Origin of the sequence: Nocardia implantans (genome assembly GCF_035544775.1) — a bacterium.
Lineage (GTDB): Bacteria > Actinomycetota > Actinomycetes > Mycobacteriales > Mycobacteriaceae > Nocardia > Nocardia implantans.
The window spans coordinates 171490-187103 of sequence record NZ_JAYKYQ010000013.1 but is presented as its reverse complement, the minus strand read 5'-3'; the positions used below and the strand labels follow the sequence as shown (position 1 = coordinate 187103).

The 15614-nt window shown below is 69.8% G+C and carries 16 protein-coding genes; 9 read left to right on the top strand and 7 right to left on the bottom strand.

Going from position 1 to position 15614, the window contains the following annotated elements; genetic code table 11:
* Positions 1 to 184 precede the first annotated feature (184 nt).
* Both U3653_RS27730 and U3653_RS27725 read right to left on the bottom strand, forming a co-directional pair.
* Positions 185 to 835 carry a DUF1003 domain-containing protein gene (locus U3653_RS27730; RefSeq protein ID WP_195082126.1) on the bottom strand — a complete coding sequence of 217 codons (651 nt, stop codon included), beginning with the start codon at positions 833 to 835 and terminating at the stop codon, positions 185 to 187.
* 37 nt (positions 836 to 872) lie between these two features.
* Positions 873 to 2153 carry a magnesium transporter MgtE N-terminal domain-containing protein gene (locus U3653_RS27725; RefSeq protein ID WP_195082125.1) on the bottom strand — a complete coding sequence of 427 codons (1281 nt, stop codon included), beginning with the start codon at positions 2151 to 2153 and terminating at the stop codon, positions 873 to 875.
* A 63-nt stretch (positions 2154 to 2216) separates the two neighbouring features.
* Here U3653_RS27725 and U3653_RS27720 point away from each other — a divergent pair, with 63 nt between their 5' ends.
* The 3 genes from U3653_RS27720 to U3653_RS27710 are packed head-to-tail and all read left to right on the top strand — an operon-like array spanning position 2217 to position 4262.
* Positions 2217 to 3173 (top strand): HpcH/HpaI aldolase/citrate lyase family protein, encoded by a 957-nt coding sequence (locus tag U3653_RS27720; protein WP_195082124.1) that lies wholly within the window; start codon positions 2217 to 2219, stop codon positions 3171 to 3173.
* Between the two features lie 12 nt (positions 3174 to 3185).
* Entirely contained in the window at positions 3186 to 3677 is a 492-nt protein-coding gene (locus tag U3653_RS27715) for a YflT domain-containing protein (protein WP_195082123.1), read from the top strand.
* A 3-nt stretch (positions 3678 to 3680) separates the two neighbouring features.
* Positions 3681 to 4262, top strand: coding sequence for a suppressor of fused domain protein (locus tag U3653_RS27710; RefSeq protein ID WP_195082122.1), 582 nt, complete (start codon positions 3681 to 3683; stop codon positions 4260 to 4262).
* Positions 4263 to 4272: 10 nt separating this feature from the next.
* On the opposite strand, the gene U3653_RS27705 is transcribed toward U3653_RS27710, so the two are convergent.
* Positions 4273 to 5355 (bottom strand): magnesium and cobalt transport protein CorA, encoded by a 1083-nt coding sequence (locus U3653_RS27705; RefSeq protein ID WP_323124371.1) that lies wholly within the window; start codon positions 5353 to 5355, stop codon positions 4273 to 4275.
* Between the two features lie 84 nt (positions 5356 to 5439).
* Here U3653_RS27705 and U3653_RS27700 point away from each other — a divergent pair, with 84 nt between their 5' ends.
* From U3653_RS27700 to U3653_RS27685, 4 genes are all read left to right on the top strand, one after another.
* Positions 5440 to 6294: a PHP domain-containing protein gene (locus tag U3653_RS27700; RefSeq protein WP_195082121.1), complete on the top strand. Its 855-nt coding sequence runs from the start codon at positions 5440 to 5442 to the stop codon at positions 6292 to 6294.
* Positions 6295 to 6299: 5 nt separating this feature from the next.
* Entirely contained in the window at positions 6300 to 6557 is a 258-nt protein-coding gene (locus U3653_RS27695; protein WP_323124372.1) for a hypothetical protein, read from the top strand.
* Positions 6558 to 6608: 51 nt separating this feature from the next.
* Positions 6609 to 8147 carry an FAD-dependent oxidoreductase gene (locus U3653_RS27690; protein WP_195082119.1) on the top strand — a complete coding sequence of 513 codons (1539 nt, stop codon included), beginning with the start codon at positions 6609 to 6611 and terminating at the stop codon, positions 8145 to 8147.
* 494 nt (positions 8148 to 8641) lie between these two features.
* On the top strand, positions 8642 to 9838 hold the full coding sequence (locus tag U3653_RS27685) for an NAD(P)-dependent malic enzyme (protein WP_397071423.1): 1197 nt from the start codon (positions 8642 to 8644) through the stop codon (positions 9836 to 9838).
* Positions 9839 to 9993: 155 nt separating this feature from the next.
* Here the strand turns inward: U3653_RS27685 and U3653_RS27680 are convergent, their stop codons facing one another.
* Genes U3653_RS27680 through U3653_RS27665 form a run of 4 tightly spaced genes read right to left on the bottom strand, consistent with a single transcriptional unit; the run spans position 9994 to position 13474 of the window.
* A complete protein-coding gene (locus U3653_RS27680) occupies positions 9994 to 10728 on the bottom strand; it encodes an ABC transporter permease (protein ID WP_323124373.1) in 735 nt (244 codons plus the stop codon).
* Entirely contained in the window at positions 10725 to 11384 is a 660-nt protein-coding gene (locus U3653_RS27675; protein ID WP_195082117.1) for an ABC transporter permease, read from the bottom strand. Before U3653_RS27675 ends, U3653_RS27680 begins: the two co-directional genes overlap by 4 nt.
* 43 nt (positions 11385 to 11427) lie before the next feature.
* Positions 11428 to 12576 carry an ABC transporter ATP-binding protein gene (locus tag U3653_RS27670; RefSeq protein WP_195082116.1) on the bottom strand — a complete coding sequence of 383 codons (1149 nt, stop codon included), beginning with the start codon at positions 12574 to 12576 and terminating at the stop codon, positions 11428 to 11430.
* Between the two features lie 13 nt (positions 12577 to 12589).
* Positions 12590 to 13474 (bottom strand): ABC transporter substrate-binding protein, encoded by an 885-nt coding sequence (locus U3653_RS27665; protein WP_397071483.1) that lies wholly within the window; start codon positions 13472 to 13474, stop codon positions 12590 to 12592.
* Between the two features lie 218 nt (positions 13475 to 13692).
* On the opposite strand from U3653_RS27665, the gene U3653_RS27660 reads away from it, so the two are divergent.
* The gene (locus U3653_RS27660; RefSeq protein WP_195082114.1) at positions 13693 to 14583 is read left to right on the top strand and encodes a glycine betaine ABC transporter substrate-binding protein; all 891 of its coding nucleotides are present in this window, start codon (positions 13693 to 13695) and stop codon (positions 14581 to 14583) included.
* A 324-nt stretch (positions 14584 to 14907) separates the two neighbouring features.
* Positions 14908 to 15606, top strand: coding sequence for a PadR family transcriptional regulator (locus tag U3653_RS27655; RefSeq protein WP_195082113.1), 699 nt, complete (start codon positions 14908 to 14910; stop codon positions 15604 to 15606).
* Positions 15607 to 15614: the final 8 nt, after the last annotated feature.

The window sequence follows — 15614 nt, the reverse complement described above, 5'->3', positions numbered from 1 at the left end:
GCGGCGCCGACACCCCCACCGGCGACTGCACCCCCGAACCACTCACCACCACACCAGCAACAACCAAAGCCGAGACCGTTATCGGAGCAGATACACGCATTCGGCCACACCCAATCCTCGACGTCGTGGGAGCGGCCGTCCGGGACATCCCCTGCCCAGGCCGCTCTGGACAACGTTGTCCAGGTTACCCACCGGTCAGGTCCTTATTCGGTATTTCCGGTTGATCAGGGCTTATCGACGGTGAAACCCCTGCTGGAGCGGCCTTTCGGCCGGAGCTTTTCTTGCGACCGCCCTTTGCGCCGCTTTCCGCCCTGGCCTCCTGATCCGGGGATTCCGCCGACTCGATTCGGTCCAGAATGCCTTTCAGCTCTTCCAATTCCCGGCGCAGGTAATCGCGGGTGGCCACTTCGCCGACCGCGATGCGCAGCGAGGCGAGTTCGCGGGCCAGGAACTCGGTGTCCGCCTTGGTCTGCGCGGCCCGCACCCGGTCCTCCTCCAAGGCGACCCGGTCCCGGTTGTCCTGCCGGTTCTGCGCCAGCAGGATCAGCGGCGCCGCGTAGGCGGCCTGGGTGGAGAACGCCAGGTTGAGCAGGATGAAGGGATACGGGTCCCAGCGCAGCGCGACCACGAACACGTTCACCGCGATCCAGACCAGCACCACGATCGTCTGCACCGCCAAATACCGACCGGTCCCTAAGAATCGGGCCACCCGTTCGCTGCTGCGGGCCAAAGCCTCGGCGTCCCACTCGAATCGGAACCGGCTTTCCACCGGCGTCTCCAGCCGTTGGCGGGCCCTGCTGGGACCGAGCCGCGCGCCCGGGTCGTTCTCGCTCACGGTGTGTCCTTTCGGGCGGGCGCGGGGCCGTGCGGGCTCACGCTCCGCCCCGCTCGTCGGTCTCTTCCTGGTCGCGCCAGTCCTCGGGCAGCAGGTGGTCCAGGACGTCGTCGACGCTGACCGCGCCGAGCAGGTGGTTCTCCGCGTCCACCACCGGTCCGCAAACCAGGTTGTAGGTCGCGAAGTACCGGGTCACCGCGGCCAAGGGCAGTTCGGGGCGCAGCGGCGACAGATCGGTGTCGAGAATGCCGCCCACCAGATGGGCGGGTGGCTCGCGCAGCAATTGCTGGATGTGCACCGAACCGAGGTAGCGGCCGGTCGGCGTGGCGGTGGGCGGACGGACCACGAACACCATGGAGGCCAGCGCGGGGGTGAGGTCGGGGTTGCGCACCCGCGCCAGCGCTTCGGCCACCGTCGTCGACGGCGTCAGGATGACCGGTTTCGGCGTCATCAGGCCGCCCGCGCTGTAGGGAGAGTGCTCGAGCAGCCTGCGCACCGGCTCGGACTCCTGCGGGTCCATCAGGGCCAGCAGCGATTCGGCCTCGCCCTCGGGCAGTTCGCCCAGCAGGTCGGCGGCGTCGTCGGGGTCCATCGCCTCCAGCACGTCGGCGGCCCTGCGCACCTCGAGGTGGCCGAGCAAGTCGACCTGTTCGTCGTCGGGCAGTTCCTGCACCACGTCGGCCAGGCGTTCGTCGTCCAGCGCGACGGCCACCTCGATGCGCCGCTTCTCCGGCAGCTCGCGCAGCTGCTGCGCCACGTCGGCAGCGCGCATGCCCTCGAAACCTTCGAGTAGTTGTGTGACGTCCTGTCCCGGCCTGCCGATCTCGTACGGCGTCAGACCGGACACCCTGCTCCAGTCCACCACGTGCACCGTGCGCCTGCGGCCGAGCCTGCGGTGCCCGCGCACGGCCACCCTGCTGACCAGCCAGTCCCTGGAACGGGTCTGCTCGATGCCGAGATCGGCCACGTGGACCTCGACGCCGGCGAGGTCGGGCAGGTCCGGGTCGTCGACCCGCACCACCGAGTCGACGATCTGCGCCAGGGCCAGCATCTCGCCCGGTCGCTGGGTGAAACGGCGCAGGCTGACCGTTCCGGTGTTCAGGGTGACCACGCCGGGCTCGATCGCGGTGATCCGCAGGATCGGCACGAAAATACGCCGCCGGGTGGGCAATTCGACGACCAAGCCGTGTACCCGTGGCTGCTGGCGGTCGGATCGGACGGCCACGACGACGTCCCGGATCCGGCCGATAGACTCCCCGTCCGGTCCCAGTACCGCCAAACCGGCCAGCCTGGCGACGTACACCCTGGTAGCTGCCATGCTGCCAAGGCTAGATGTTCGCGGGCGGGTGTTCGCATCCCGCCACGATCGACGGGAGTGATCATGAAGCCGCGCCGTTCGGTGCTCGCCTGCCCCGGCAGCAACACGAAGATGATCGAGAAGGCCAAGACGCTGCCCGTCGACGAGGTGTTCCTCGATCTGGAGGACGCGGTCGCCCCGGTCGCGAAGGCCGAGGCGCGGGCGAACATCGTCGCGGCGCTGAACGACTCCGGGTGGGGAACGCAGCTGCGGGTGGTCCGGGTCAACGACTGGACCACCGAATGGACCTACGCCGACGTCATTTCCGTGGTCGAGGGCGCGGGCGCGCGGCTGGACGCGATCCTGCTGCCGAAGGTGACCGACGCGGGCCAGGTGCGCGCGCTGGATCTGCTGCTGACCCAGCTGGAGAAGACCTGCGGCCTCGAGGTCGGCCGGATCGGCATCGAGCCGCAGATCGAGAACGCGCTCGGGCTGCGCAACATCGACGCGATCGCCACCGCGAGCCCCAGGGTGCAGACCCTGGTCTTCGGCCCGGCGGACTTCATGGCCAGCATCAACATGCGCACCCTGGTGGTCGGCGAGCAGCCGGAGGGCTACGACACCGGCGACGCCTACCACCACATTCTGATGACCATCCTGCTCGCGGCGCGCGCCCACGGCCTCCAGGCGATCGACGGGCCGTACCTGCAGATCCGGGACGTGGAGGGCTTCCGGAGGGCCGCCGCGCGCACGGCCGCGCTCGGCTTCGACGGCAAGTGGGTGCTGCACCCCGGCCAGATCGAGGCGGCCAACGAGATCTTCAGCCCGCGGCAATCGGACTACGACCGGGCCGAGGAGATTCTGGACGCCTACGCCTTCCACACCTCGGCGGCGGGCGGGGCGCGCGGCGCGGTGATGCTCGGCGACGAGATGATCGACGAGGCCAGCGCCAAGATGGCCCAGGTGATCGCGGAGAAGGGCCGCGCGGCGGGCATGACGCGCACCACGCGTTTCACACCACCGCGAGATGCGTCGGAATAGCAGAATGGAACCATGACGAATCCCTTGGGGAACTCGAGCCGCGCGCGACAGGCTCTCCCGACGCCTCCCTCGGGCTGGCCGGTCGGCTCCTACCCGACCTACGCCGAGGCGCAGAAGGCGGTCGACTATCTGGCCGACAACCAGTTCCCGGTGCAGGACGTGACCATCGTCGGTGTCGACCTGATGCAGGTCGAGCGGGTTCTCTATCGGCTGACCTGGGGCAAGGTGATCGGCGGCGGCGTGGTGTCGGGCGCCTGGCTCGGCCTGTTCCTCGGTCTGCTGCTGAGCCTGTTCACCACCAGCGGCGCCCTCGGCCCGCTGGTCGTCGGCTTGGTCGGCGGCATCATCTTCGGCCTGATCTCGACCTCGATCCCGTACGCGGCGACCAGGGGCCAGCGCGATTTCGCGTCCACCATGCAATTGGTGGCGGGCCGCTACGACGTGCTGTGCGATCCGAAGTCGGCCGAGCAGGCACGGGACATGCTCGCGCGGTTGGCGATCTGACGCATGGAAGTGCTGGAGACGGTCCGCACCGAGGTGCTGGGCCATTTCGGCGTGGACGCCGCGAGCGTCGACGCCGCGTCGGTGACGTTTCTCGGCTTGGAGCCGATCGAGATCCTGCGCATCGTCGCGGGCGACCTGGTGCACTACGTGACGCTGGGCGGCAGCAGGCATCCCATGGGCGATCCCACCGAGGTGCACGCCGATCCGCTGCGCGGGCCGCGCGCGGAACTCGTGCTGACGTTGCGGTCGGGGGTGGGCGCAAGCTCCGGCCTGGCCAAATCGCTCGGCGTGCTGGCCGCCGCGCCGGTGGTGGAAGGCGTTGTGCTGCAAGCCGACGCGCTGCTCGACCTGGGCGAGCCGATGTGGCGCGACGCGCCGTTCACCGCGGTCCTGCTCGGCGACAGCGACATTCCAGAGGTGCCGTTGCCCGACCCGGCCGACCCGGTTCGCTACTTCGCGGTGACGCCGGTGACCGCGACGGAGGCGGCGTGGGTCCGGGTGCGTGGCGCGCAGGCGTTGCGGGAGGCGTGGCAGGAGGCGGGCATCGACGTGCGCGACCCGAGGCGCGGCGCCGCCAGCCTGTGATGCCGCCCGGCTACAGCCACTTGTTGCGGCGGAAGGTGAAGAACAGGCCGGTGCAGATGACGAGGATGAGCACCCACACCATGGGGTAACCCCAGACCTGGTGCAGTTCGGGCATGTGGTCGAAGTTCATCCCGTAGATGCCCGCGATCATCGTCGGTACGGCCGCGATCGCCACCCAGGCGGAGATCTTGCGCATGTCGGTGTTCTGCTGCACGCCGATCCTGGCCAGCGCCGCGCTGATCAGCGCGCTGAGCGCCTCGTCGAAATCGTTGATGCGCTCGGCCACGGCGGCGTGATGTTCGGCGACGTCGCGCAGATAGCGCCTGACCTCCTTCGGCACCGGCAGATCCGGCTTGTGGCTGAGCAGTTCCAGCGGCGCTGCCAGCGGGTTCACCGCGCGCCGCAGCTCGACCACCTCCCGTTTGAGCTGGTAGATGGATTCCACCGTGACCTTGCTGCGGGGGGTGAAGATCTCCTCTTCCATCTCGTCGATGTCGTTCTCGACCGACTGGGCCACCTCGATGTAGGAGTCCACGATCCGGTCGGCGATCGCGTGCAGCACCGCGCCCGGTCCGAGCGCCAGCTGCGCGGGATCCTCCTCGAGAGCCTTGCGCACCTCGGCCAGCCCGGAATGCTCACCGTGACGGACGGCGACCACGAAGTCGGGGCCGGTGAACACGATGATTTCGCCGGTCTCCACGATCTCGCTGATGCTGTTCATCTCGTGCGGGACATAGCTGACCGTGCGCAGCACCAGCAGCAGCGAATCGTCGTACCGCTCCAGCTTCGGCCGCTGGTGCCGTTGCAGGGCATGCTCGGTGGCCAGTTGGTGCAGTCCGAACGTCTCGGCGATGTCGTTCATCTGGGTGTCGTCGGGATCGTGCAGGCCCACCCAGACGAATCCGTTGGCCTCCTCGCGGGCGCGCGCGAGGGCCGCCTTGTGGGTGAATCGTCCGGGCAGGCGCTTACCGTCCGCGTACACCGCGCAGTCGACGATCGCCTGCGCCGTCGGAACCGGGATGAACCGCTGCCCTTGCTGCGACGGCGTCCGGCCGGATCCACGAAGTGACGAAAGCGGGGAGAAGGACGGCACGCTGACGATGCTACGTCGCCCCGGCCTGGCGGAACTTCGCCTGCGCGTGCGGGACGACCTCGCGGCACTGTAAGACTTGAAGGCGTGCGCATCGACCTGCATACCCATTCGACCGCGTCCGACGGCACCGACACTCCGGCGGAACTCGTGCGGAACGCGGCCGCCGCGGGCCTGGACGTGGTGGCGATCACCGACCACGACACCACCGCCGGATGGGCGGAAGCGGTCGAGGCGCTGCCGAAGGGGGTGACCCTGGTCCGCGGCATGGAGATGTCCTGCGTCGGCCTGGGGGAGGACGGCTGGCCGGTGCCCGTACATTTGCTGGCCTACCTGTTCGATCCGACCCACCGTGGCTTCGCGGAGGAACGCGAGCGGCTGCGCGCCGAACGGGTGGAACGGCTGCGCGCCATGGCCGAGCGGATGGCGGCCGACGGACTGCCCATCGATCCCGACGCCGTGCTGGCCTCGGCCGGGCCGTCGGCCGGGCGCCCGCATCTGGCCCGCGCGCTGGTCGCCGCGGGCGTGGTGGCGAGTGTGGACGCCGCGTTCGACGAACTGCTCGCGCCGCACGGCCCGTACTACGCCGAGAAGGCCGACACCCCGCTGCGTCGCGCGGTGGAGATGATCGCCACCGCTGGCGGTGTCAGCGTGCTCGCGCACACCAGGGCGCGCAAGCGGGGCAGGCTGCTGGCCCTCGACGACATCCGGGAGCTGGCCGCGCTCGGCCTCGGCGGCCTCGAGATCGCGCACCCGGACCACTCCGCGGCCGACCGCGCGTTGCTGACCGATCTCGCCGCGGAATTGGGCCTGCTCACCACCGGTTCGTCGGACTACCACGGGACGAACAAGACCATCCGGCTCGGCGAGTTCACCACCGATCCCGAGCAATTCGAGAAGCTGGCCGGCAAGGCCTCCGGCGTTCCGGTGATCGCCTCGTGAGACTGGTGCGCGGCCTCAGCGGCATCGTCGCCGGCGGCACCGTGGTCGGCATGCTGATCGTGGTCGGCGCCGCGGTCATCGCGCAGCGGCGCGGCTTTCCCGGTCCCGGTGGCGAATCGGTCGCCTGGCATGTGGCGGCCGCGGTGGTCGCCCTCGGGGCGCAGATCTATTCGGATCGGCATCGTGGTTGGGCCGCCTTTGCCGGATCGATGGTCGTTTTTCTGGCTGCTGGACTATTGCTGTGGACGCAATGGTGGAGCTGACCCCCGAGTTTTGGTTGCGGGCCGATGAATTGTGCCCGAACATTTTTCTTTATGACCGAACTCGAGACGGACGTACTGGTAATCGGCGGTGGTCCCGCCGGTGCCTGGGCGGCCGTCTCCGCCGCCGCGGCCGGCGCCGCCGTGGTGCTGGTCGACAAGGCGCGCTGCGGGTCGAGCGGGCCGACGGCGTACGGCGCGATCCCCCTGTGGCACCTTCCGCCCGGCCCGGCGCGGGACGAGGCGGTGCGGCGCGGGCACGCGCACGGCGGCGCGCTGGGTGATCCGGAGTGGATGCACCGGGTGCTCGAGGAGACCCATCAGCGGATCGAGCAATTGGCCCGGTGGGGTTATCGCATCACCGGTGACCCGGCGCGTCCGGCGCGGCGCAGCTATCTGGACGGCGGCCGCTATCTGCGGCGAATGCGCCGCGCGGCCCGGGAAGCCGGGGTGCGCGTATTCGATCATCACCCGGCGCTGCAACTGCTGGCCGACCGCGAGGGTGTGGTGCGCGGCGCCACCGGATTGTGCGCCCAGGACGGGTTCCGGCGCTGGACCGTGCGTGCGGGCGCGGTCGTGGTGGCCACCGGGGGCTGCGCGTTCCTGTCCGGCGCCGCCGGCACCGACGTGGACACCGGCGACGGCTTGCTGTTCGCCGTGGAAGCGGGCGCCGAGCTGTCCGGGATGGAGTTCTCCTGCGCCTACAGCCTGATTCCGCCCGGGAAAGCCGAGCCCGCAGCGCTGCGGAGTCTCGCCTTGCGCTTCGCCCCGCTCTACGACGAATCCGGCGCGGAGCTGTCGGGGCATCGCTCGGCGGCGCTCGCGGCCATCGCTGGAGGTCAGCGGGTGTTCGCGGCCCTGGACGACGTGCCGGTCGCCCTTCGCTCCCGGCTGGCGCGTCACGGCTTCGTCGACCGCGCCGAACGGGTGCCGCTGCGCGCCGTGCTGGAGGGCACCGTGCGCGGCACCGGCGGGTTGCGCGTCACCGGACCGGATTGCGCGACGACCGTCGCCGGCCTGTTCGCCGCGGGCGACGTGGTCAGTCGCGAGCCGGTCACCGGGGCGGTGAGCGGGTTCGGCGGACTGAGCGCGGCGTGGGCGATCGCCTCCGGCGTCTGGGCGGGCGCGGGCGCGGCGAAGTTCGCCAGGACAGCTGACCGGCGCGTCCCCGTGCGCGAGGTGCCGGGGGCCGGGCTCAACGCCGTGGCGCGGATCGACCCGAGGGCGGTGATCGGCCTCGTGCAGGAGCACACCTTGCCGTTGCGGCGCAGCTACTGGCGCAGCGCGGGCAGCCTGCGCGACAGCATCGCCGAACTCGACGGCATGTGGCCGGGGGCGGAATTCGACCTCGGCGGCAGCGGCGCCGAGCTGCTGTGGGCCCGGCAGGCCGCCGCGCTGCTTGCGGTGGCGCGCTGGACGAAATACAGCGCGCTGACGCGCACCGAGAGCCGCGGCATGCACCGCAGAACCGATCATCCCGGCGCCTCCGACACCTGGCGGGTGCGGCTGACGTCCGGTGGCGTGTGCAAGGTGTGGGTGCGCCCGCACGCGCCCCGAACCGTGCCGGAGCAAGCCCGCGATATCGTCGCGTGAGGGTGCGCCGCCGCGCGCTCGCACTCACACCGTCGCTGCCCCGAGCGGTGCGATCGCTCACCGCACGCGGCCGCTGAACGGGGAGTTTCCGCTTACCTGAAGGTAATTCCCGGCCCATAACGTTGGGTGATGGAGCGCGACACGGCCCAGGGGGTAACCGGTTTGGCAACTTGCCCACCGGACTGGCAGAATGTGTCGGATTCCTTGCCTCCGCCACCGCCGGGTGAGGGAATCACGGAGGTCTCCGCCTCGCCGACGTACCGTCGCGACCCGGGAGATCACACCGCATGTTCTGTCCGGGCCCACCCGCCCGGTTCTGCTCCGCGGATCAGTGCCGCGCCCGTCATCGAGATATCGGCAAGTCGTGTCCGCTCACCCGCAGCCGCTCGAAACACGCCGGTCAGCGCACCCGATGAGCGTAGTGAAAACACTTATACCCATTACCCGGTGGTAACCGTCCCCCGGTTTAGCCCGACCCGAGCAGGAGTGAAATCGTGTCACCTGTGACTGACGCACCGAATGCCACCGCAAGCCTTTCCGAAATCACCAACGACGAAATTTTCGCGGGACATCTCGGCGGCAAGCTCTCGGTCGAACTCAGTGCTCCCCTGGAGACCCAGCGCGATCTGTCGATCGCCTACACCCCTGGCGTGGCCCAGGTCAGCCGCGCGATCGCGGAGGACGAGGCGCTGGCCAAGCGCTACACCTGGACCGATCGGCTCGTGGTCGTGGTCAGCGACGGCACCGCAGTGCTCGGCCTCGGCGACATCGGCCCGCGCGCCTCGCTGCCGGTGATGGAGGGCAAGGCGGCCCTGTTCAAGAAGTTCGCCGGGCTGGATTCGATCCCGATCGTGTTGGACACCAAGGATGTCGACGAGATCGTCGAGACGCTGATCCGCCTGCGGCCGAGCTTCGGCGCGGTGAACCTGGAGGACATCTCCGCGCCGCGCTGCTTCGAAATCGAGAAGCGCGTCATCGAGGCGCTCGACTGCCCGGTGATGCACGACGACCAGCACGGCACCGCCATCGTGGTGCTCGCGGCGCTCAACGGCGCGGCCAAGGTGCAGGGCCGCGGCATCGAGGGCCTGAAGGTCGTGGTGTCCGGCGCGGGCGCCGCCGGTGTCGCCTGCACGAACATCCTGCTGGCCGCCGGTGTCCGCGACGTGACCGTGCTCGACTCGAAGGGCATCGTCAACGCCGAGCGCGGCGACCTCAACGAGGTGAAGGCCGAGCTGGCCACCCGCACCAACCCGCGCGGCCTCACCGGCGGCGCGGCGGAGGCGCTGGCGGGCGCCGACGTCTTCCTCGGCCTGTCCGCCGGTCTGATCGCCGAAGAGCTCATCGCATCGATGGCGCCGGAGGCGATCGTGTTCGCCATGTCCAACCCGGACCCGGAGATCCACCCCGAGGTGGCGCGCAAGTACGCCGCGATCGTGGCCACCGGCCGCAGCGATTTCCCGAACCAGATCAACAACGTGCTCGCGTTCCCCGGCGTCTTCAAGGGCGCGCTGGACGCGGGCGCCCGCCGGATCACCGAGGGCATGAAGATCGCCGCCGCCGACGCCATCCTCAGCGTCGTCGCCGACGAACTCGGTCCGGACAAGATCGTGCCGAGCCCGCTGGACCCGCGGGTCGCTCCGGCCGTCGCCGAAGCGGTCGCGGCCGCCGCCCGCGCCGAGGGCGTCGCGTAACGGCACCCCGCATCAGCCGAAGGGCGCCCATTCGACCGCGAATGGGCGCCCTTTTCACCTCCCGCGCCCGGCCTGACATCGGCGCCATCGCCGGCTCGAGCGCGCCGGACATCGTCGCGGCACTGCGCGTCACCGATGACTGAACGTTTCGCCGGCTAGCTGCGTACGGTGGCTTCGTCCGCGTCCGGCAGTGGAGCCGCTGATGGACGGGCGGCCCGGTGCACGCGGCGCCATCGGTCCACTCCCGGCGCGCTGGCCCACACCGCGACGGCCAGCAGCCCGTCCAGCAGCATCGCCAGCACCGCCACCAGCAGCGCGCCGACCAGCACCCGGTCGTAGCGGTAGAGGCTGATGCCGTCGAAGATGTACCGGCCGAGGCCGCCGAGGTCGACGTAGGCGGCGATCGTCGCGGTGGCCACCACTTGGAGCGTCGCGCCGCGCAGCCCGGTGAGCAGGATGGGCAGCGCGTTGGGCACCTCCACCCGGAACAGGATCTGCCGTTCGGTCATGCCCATGGCGCGCGAGGCGTCCACGACGTCGGCGGAGACGTTCGCGATTCCGGCGTAGGCGCCCGCGAGCAGCGGGGGGATGCCGACGGTGATCAGCGCCAGCAGCGGCGGTATCAGACCGAGGCCGAGCAGCAGCACCAGGAAGGTCAGCAGGCCGAGGGTCGGCAGCGCGCGCATGGCGTTGGCGAAGCCGACCAGCACCGCCGCTCCACGCCGGGTATGGCCGATGATCAGGCCGAGCGGCACCGCGATCACCGCCGAGACGGCCACGGTGAGGAAGCTGTACCAGAGGTGCTGGACGATACGGGTCCCGATGCCGGAAGGGCCGCTCCAGTTGGCGCCGTCGGTGCAGTAGTGCCAGGCGTCGAGGAAGAGGTTCACGACCCGGCGCCTTTCGTCCTGACGTCCGCGCGCACCCACGGCGTCGACCAGCGGCCCAGCGCGTACACCACCCGGTCGGCGGCCAGAGCGAGCGCGAGCGTCACGATGATGCCCGCCACGATCTCGTCCGGGTAATCGCGCTGATAGCCCTGGGTGAACAGTCTGCCGAGCCCACCGACGCCGATCAGCGCGCCGACCGACACCATCGCGATATTGGTCACCACCACCACCCGCAGACTGGACACGAAGACCGGCACGGCCAACGGCAGGTCCACCGTGAGCGTGCGGCGCAGCGGGCCGTAGCCCACCGCGTCGGCCGCGTCGAGCACCGTGGCGGGCACCGAATCGAGCGCCGCGGGGACCGCGATCACCAGCAGCGCCGTGGAATAGATGGTGAGCGCGATGATCACGTTCAGTGGATCGATGGCCGAGAGGCCCGCCAGCGGAGGAATGATCACGAACAGCGCCAGCGACGGGACGGTGTAGGCCAGGCTCGCTACGGTCACCGTGACCCGGCGCAGCCACGCCGCCCGCCGCACCAGCGCGCCGACCGGGATCGCGATCGCCAAGGCAGGAAGTAGCGGCGTCATGGCGAGATAGATGTGGGTCGCGGTGATTCCCATGACCTGCGCGAAGTTCTCGACCAGATACCTCATGCCGCCGCCCGGATTCCGTCGCGCACGGCCGCGTCCGGTTCGTTCACGGCACTCGCTCCTCGAAGAAGTGCCGGTTGCGCTCGGCGTCTTCGTGGGCGCGCTGTCCGGCCAGCTGCTCGAGCACCTCGGCGGCCAGCACCCCGCCGCGCACCGCGCCCGCGCTGTCGACGGCGACGCCGATCCCGGACGGCGAGGAGATCGCGGCGTCCAGCGCCTGGCGCAGGTCGCCGGACGGGGTGAACAGCGAACCGCCCGCCGACATACTGTCGGCGAGTGCGCGGCCGGCCCGGAATCCCTCGACGCCGGTGACGTCCATCCAGCCGATCGGCTTGCCGTCGGCGTCCACCACCAGCACCCACTCGCCCGCCTCCAGCCGCAGCTCGCGCACTTCGTCCGCGACGGCCGTCCGGATGTCGTGCAGCGGAACGTCCTTCGCGGACCGGAAGGACAACCCGCGGTAACCGCGGTCGCGGCCGACGAAGTCGGCGACGAAATCGGTGGCGGGCCGAGCGAGCACGCGCTGCGGCGCGTCGTACTGCTGGAGTACCCCGCCGCGCCCGAACACCGCCACGCGATCGCCGAGCGTGATCGCCTCATCGATGTCGTGGGTGACGAACACGATGGTCTTGTGCAATTCCGCTTGCAGCCTTTGCATCTCGATCTGCAATTCGGCGCGCACCACCGGATCGACGGCGCTGAACGGCTCGTCCATCAGCAGGACCGGAGGGTCGGCGGCGAGCGCGCGTGCCACGCCGACGCGCTGTTGCTGACCGCCCGACAGCTGCGCCGGATACCGCTGGGCCAGCGAGCGGTCCAGGCCGACTCGGTCGAGTACCTCGAGCGCCGCGGCGCGGGCGGCGCGTCGCGAGTCACCGCGCAGCACCGGAACCGTCGCGACATTGTCGACGACCGTCCGGTGCGGCAGCAGGCCGCCGCTCTGGATGACGTACCCGATCCCGCGGCGCAGCCGAACGGGATCGACGGTCGAGATATCCTGTCCGGCCACGGTGATCGTCCCCGAGCTTGGCACGATCATGCGGTTGATCATCCGCATCGAGGTCGTCTTGCCGCAGCCGGAAGGCCCGACGAACACGGTGAACGATCCGGACTCGATGCGCAGATCCAAATCGGTGACGGCGTGCGTGCCGTCCGGATAGGTCTTACTGATACCGGAGAATTCGATATCCGACACCGAATTCCCCTTTCTAGCCCACCGGCTTGTTCAGCCCCTTGGCGGTCACCCAAGCCGCGGCGGCGGCTTTGGGCTCGGTCTTGCCCGCGCCGGAGACCGCCTCGTTGAGCTTGATCAGTTCCGCGGTGGTCAGTTGCGCCGACACCGCGTTCAGCGCCGCGAGCGCCTTGTCGGACTTCTTGCTCGCGTTGAGCAACGGCACCACGTTCTGCGCGGGAAAGTTGTGTTTCGGATCGCCCAGCACCACGAGATCGTTCTGCGTGATGGCGGGCGAGGTGGTGAAGATATTGGCCGCGGTCACCTGGCCTTCCACCAGCGCCCGCACCGTGGCGGGACCGCCGCCGTCGGCGATCCGCACGAAATTGTTCGCCGCGATATCGAGGTTGTAGTTCTTCTTCAGGCCGGGCAGGCCGCCCGCTCGCTCCTGGAATTCGGCGGGCGCGCCGAATTTCACCTCCGGCGAGTGCGCCGCCAAATCCGCGATGGTGCTCAGGTTCCAGCGCTGCGCGGTGGCCCGGGTGACGACGACGGCGTCGGAGTCCTGCCCGGGCGCGGCCGTGCCGATCGCGAGATCGGAACCGAGCGCCGTGCCGAGCGCACTCTCCACGTCGGCCGCGCTGGTGGCGGTGGCGTTCTTGTCCAGGTACTGCAGCAGATTGCCGGTGTACTCGGGGATCACCGAAATGGCGCACTGCCGCAACGCGGGAATGTAGGCTTCCCTGCTGCCGATACCCAGCTTGGTGTCGACGCTGAAACCGTTGGCGCGCAGCACTTCCGCGTACACCTCGGCGATGGTCTCCGACTCCGGGAAATTCGCGGAACCGACGATCAACCCGTCTCCAGCACAGCTGCCGCCCGCGGCGAGTGGATCGGAATTGCCACAAGCCGACAGGGCCATCGCGACGGCGAGGGCCGTCGCGGCCGCGAGGATGCGGGCCGCGCGCACTGCGACGCGCGCGGCGGGGGTGCGGGTGGATTTCACGAGAGTCCTTCCGACATGACGGCGGGCGCGGTCTCGGCACCGAGCGGCCGCCGGTACATTCTGGGTGTCCATACTGCCCGCTTCCGGGTTTTCCTGTTGGCCGTGTCGAGTCGTCGGAAAGTTGGTGTCGCCGGATGGTGTTGGCCGCGTCACAGCGGGTGCTGGCTCGGTTGCTGGTCGTCGCGTCCGTCGCGCTGGTCGTGTCCTGCGGGAACGACGAGCCGCAGCGGCAGATCACGGTCGGCGCGGGTGACTCGATCGAGTCATCGGTGCTCGCCGAGATCTACGCGGGAGCGCTGGCGCGCACCGGTGCGCGGACCGCGGTGGATCCCGGACTGGGCAGCCGCGCGGATTACCTCGCCGCGCTCGACGCCGACCGGGTCCAAGTGGTCGGCGAGCACACCGGCGCGCTGCTGGCCCATCTCGACGAACGCGCCACGGTGCGGCTGCCCAAGGAGGTGGCGAAAGCGGTGAGCGCCGCTTTGCCCGAAGGCTTGGTCGTCTCCGATCTCGCCGACGGCACCGATCTGCGACCGCGGGTATCGGTCACCGCCCAGTCGGCGGCGCGGGACAGGCTGCGCTCGGTCGGCGACCTCACGCCCCGGTGCGGTGGGCTGACCGTCGGCGTGGCGTCCATGCCCGGCCTGCTGCCGTCGGCTGGAAGCGCTCGCGTCGCCGGGTGTGATTTCGCGGCCACCGTCGCCTTCCCGGATCCCGCGGCGCTGCGGAACGCACTGCTGGACGGCAGGGTTCAGGCCGGTCTGTTCGTCGGCCCTCCCGAGCTCGCGCCCGGCGCGACCGACGGATTGGCCGTGCTGTCCGACGGCGAGTACGCCGTGCGCGCCGAGAACGTGCTGCCGCTGTTCCGCGAAGGACTGCTGGATCAGCGGCAGATCAAGAAGCTCAACTACGTCGCCGGCGAACTGACCACGGACGAGCTGGCCGCCATGATCCGCGCTGTCCGCGACGATGGCACCGCGCCGAGTGAGGTCGCGCGCGCCTGGCTGGACAAACACGCGTTGTAGGGCACACCGCAGCCGAACACCTTCCCGCACAGCGCCGGAGAGGGTCGACCTTCGGCGGGCCTGATCGAGAGGCCATCGAGTACAGCAACTCGATGGCCTCTCGTCGTGTATCGGCCCGGACATCGGGAACGCGATACGCGAGGCGGGCAATTGTGTGACCCATCACGGGCGGCAGCGTCTTGTCCACGGGCTGTTCCACGCCGTATATTCCACGTGGAATATTTAGCGTGGAGCATGTCGGGACCGGGCGATAGCGTGCCGGTCGGCGGCGGACTCGCGTCGGGGCCGAAGGCCCGGGCGAACGAATGACGGAGGTGATCAGGCATGGGGCAAGGGCAGGCGCATCCATCGGTGACGCCGTTGGCCATCGCCGTGCTCGCGCTGCTGGAGGAGCGGCCCATGCATCCGTACGAGATGTTCCAGACGCTGATCGCGCGGCGGGAGGACAAGCTGGTCAAGGTGCGGCCCGGCTCGCTGTACCACACCGTGTCCCGTCTGGCCGACCAGGAATTGGTCCGCGCCGAGGGCGTCGACCGTGCGGGCAACCGGCCCGAGCGCACCACCTACCGGATCACCGCGCGCGGCAGGGAGGCGCTGCGCGACCGGATCGCCGAAATCGTGCGGCGACCCGTTCCGGAGTATCCGGTCTTCCCGCTTGCGCTGGGGGAATTGCACAATCTGCCCAAGGCGGAGGCGCTCACGCTGCTGCGCGAACGAATCGCCGTACTGGAAAACGAACTGGCCGACGCCGACATGTTGAGCGCGTGGGCCGAAGAGCACGTCGTCCCCCGCCGCTACTGGATCTCCCTGCCCTATCTGCGGGCGATGCTCACCGCCGAGCTCGCCTGGGTCAAGGGATTCACCGCCGAATTGGCCAGCGGCGCACTCGAGTGGGAGGACTTCGACCCGGTGACCGGCGCGCGCTCGGGGGGCGAGCCTGCCGCCGACTCCGCGGTGTCGCCCCCGGTGCCTACCAGCGCCGCGGCGAAATCCGCACCCAGATTTTCGGATGATCCGAGTTAGGAACGAAT

Bases quoted from the DNA above. Each gene is read 5' to 3' on its own strand.
- U3653_RS27725 (WP_195082125.1), bottom strand. From the start codon at position 2,153: ATGGCAGCTACCAGGGTGTACGTCGCCAGGCTGGCCGGTTTGGCGGTA.
- U3653_RS27720 (WP_195082124.1), top strand. From the start codon at position 2,217: ATGAAGCCGCGCCGTTCGGTGCTCGCCTGCCCCGGCAGCAACACGAAG.
- U3653_RS27715 (WP_195082123.1), top strand. From the start codon at position 3,186: ATGACGAATCCCTTGGGGAACTCGAGCCGCGCGCGACAGGCTCTCCCG.
- U3653_RS27710 (WP_195082122.1), top strand. From the start codon at position 3,681: ATGGAAGTGCTGGAGACGGTCCGCACCGAGGTGCTGGGCCATTTCGGC.
- U3653_RS27690 (WP_195082119.1), top strand. From the start codon at position 6,609: ATGACCGAACTCGAGACGGACGTACTGGTAATCGGCGGTGGTCCCGCC.
- U3653_RS27675 (WP_195082117.1), bottom strand. From the start codon at position 11,384: ATGAGGTATCTGGTCGAGAACTTCGCGCAGGTCATGGGAATCACCGCG.
- U3653_RS27665 (WP_397071483.1), bottom strand. From the start codon at position 13,474: ATGGCCCTGTCGGCTTGTGGCAATTCCGATCCACTCGCCGCGGGCGGC.
- U3653_RS27660 (WP_195082114.1), top strand. From the start codon at position 13,693: ATGGTGTTGGCCGCGTCACAGCGGGTGCTGGCTCGGTTGCTGGTCGTC.
- U3653_RS27655 (WP_195082113.1), top strand. From the start codon at position 14,908: ATGGGGCAAGGGCAGGCGCATCCATCGGTGACGCCGTTGGCCATCGCC.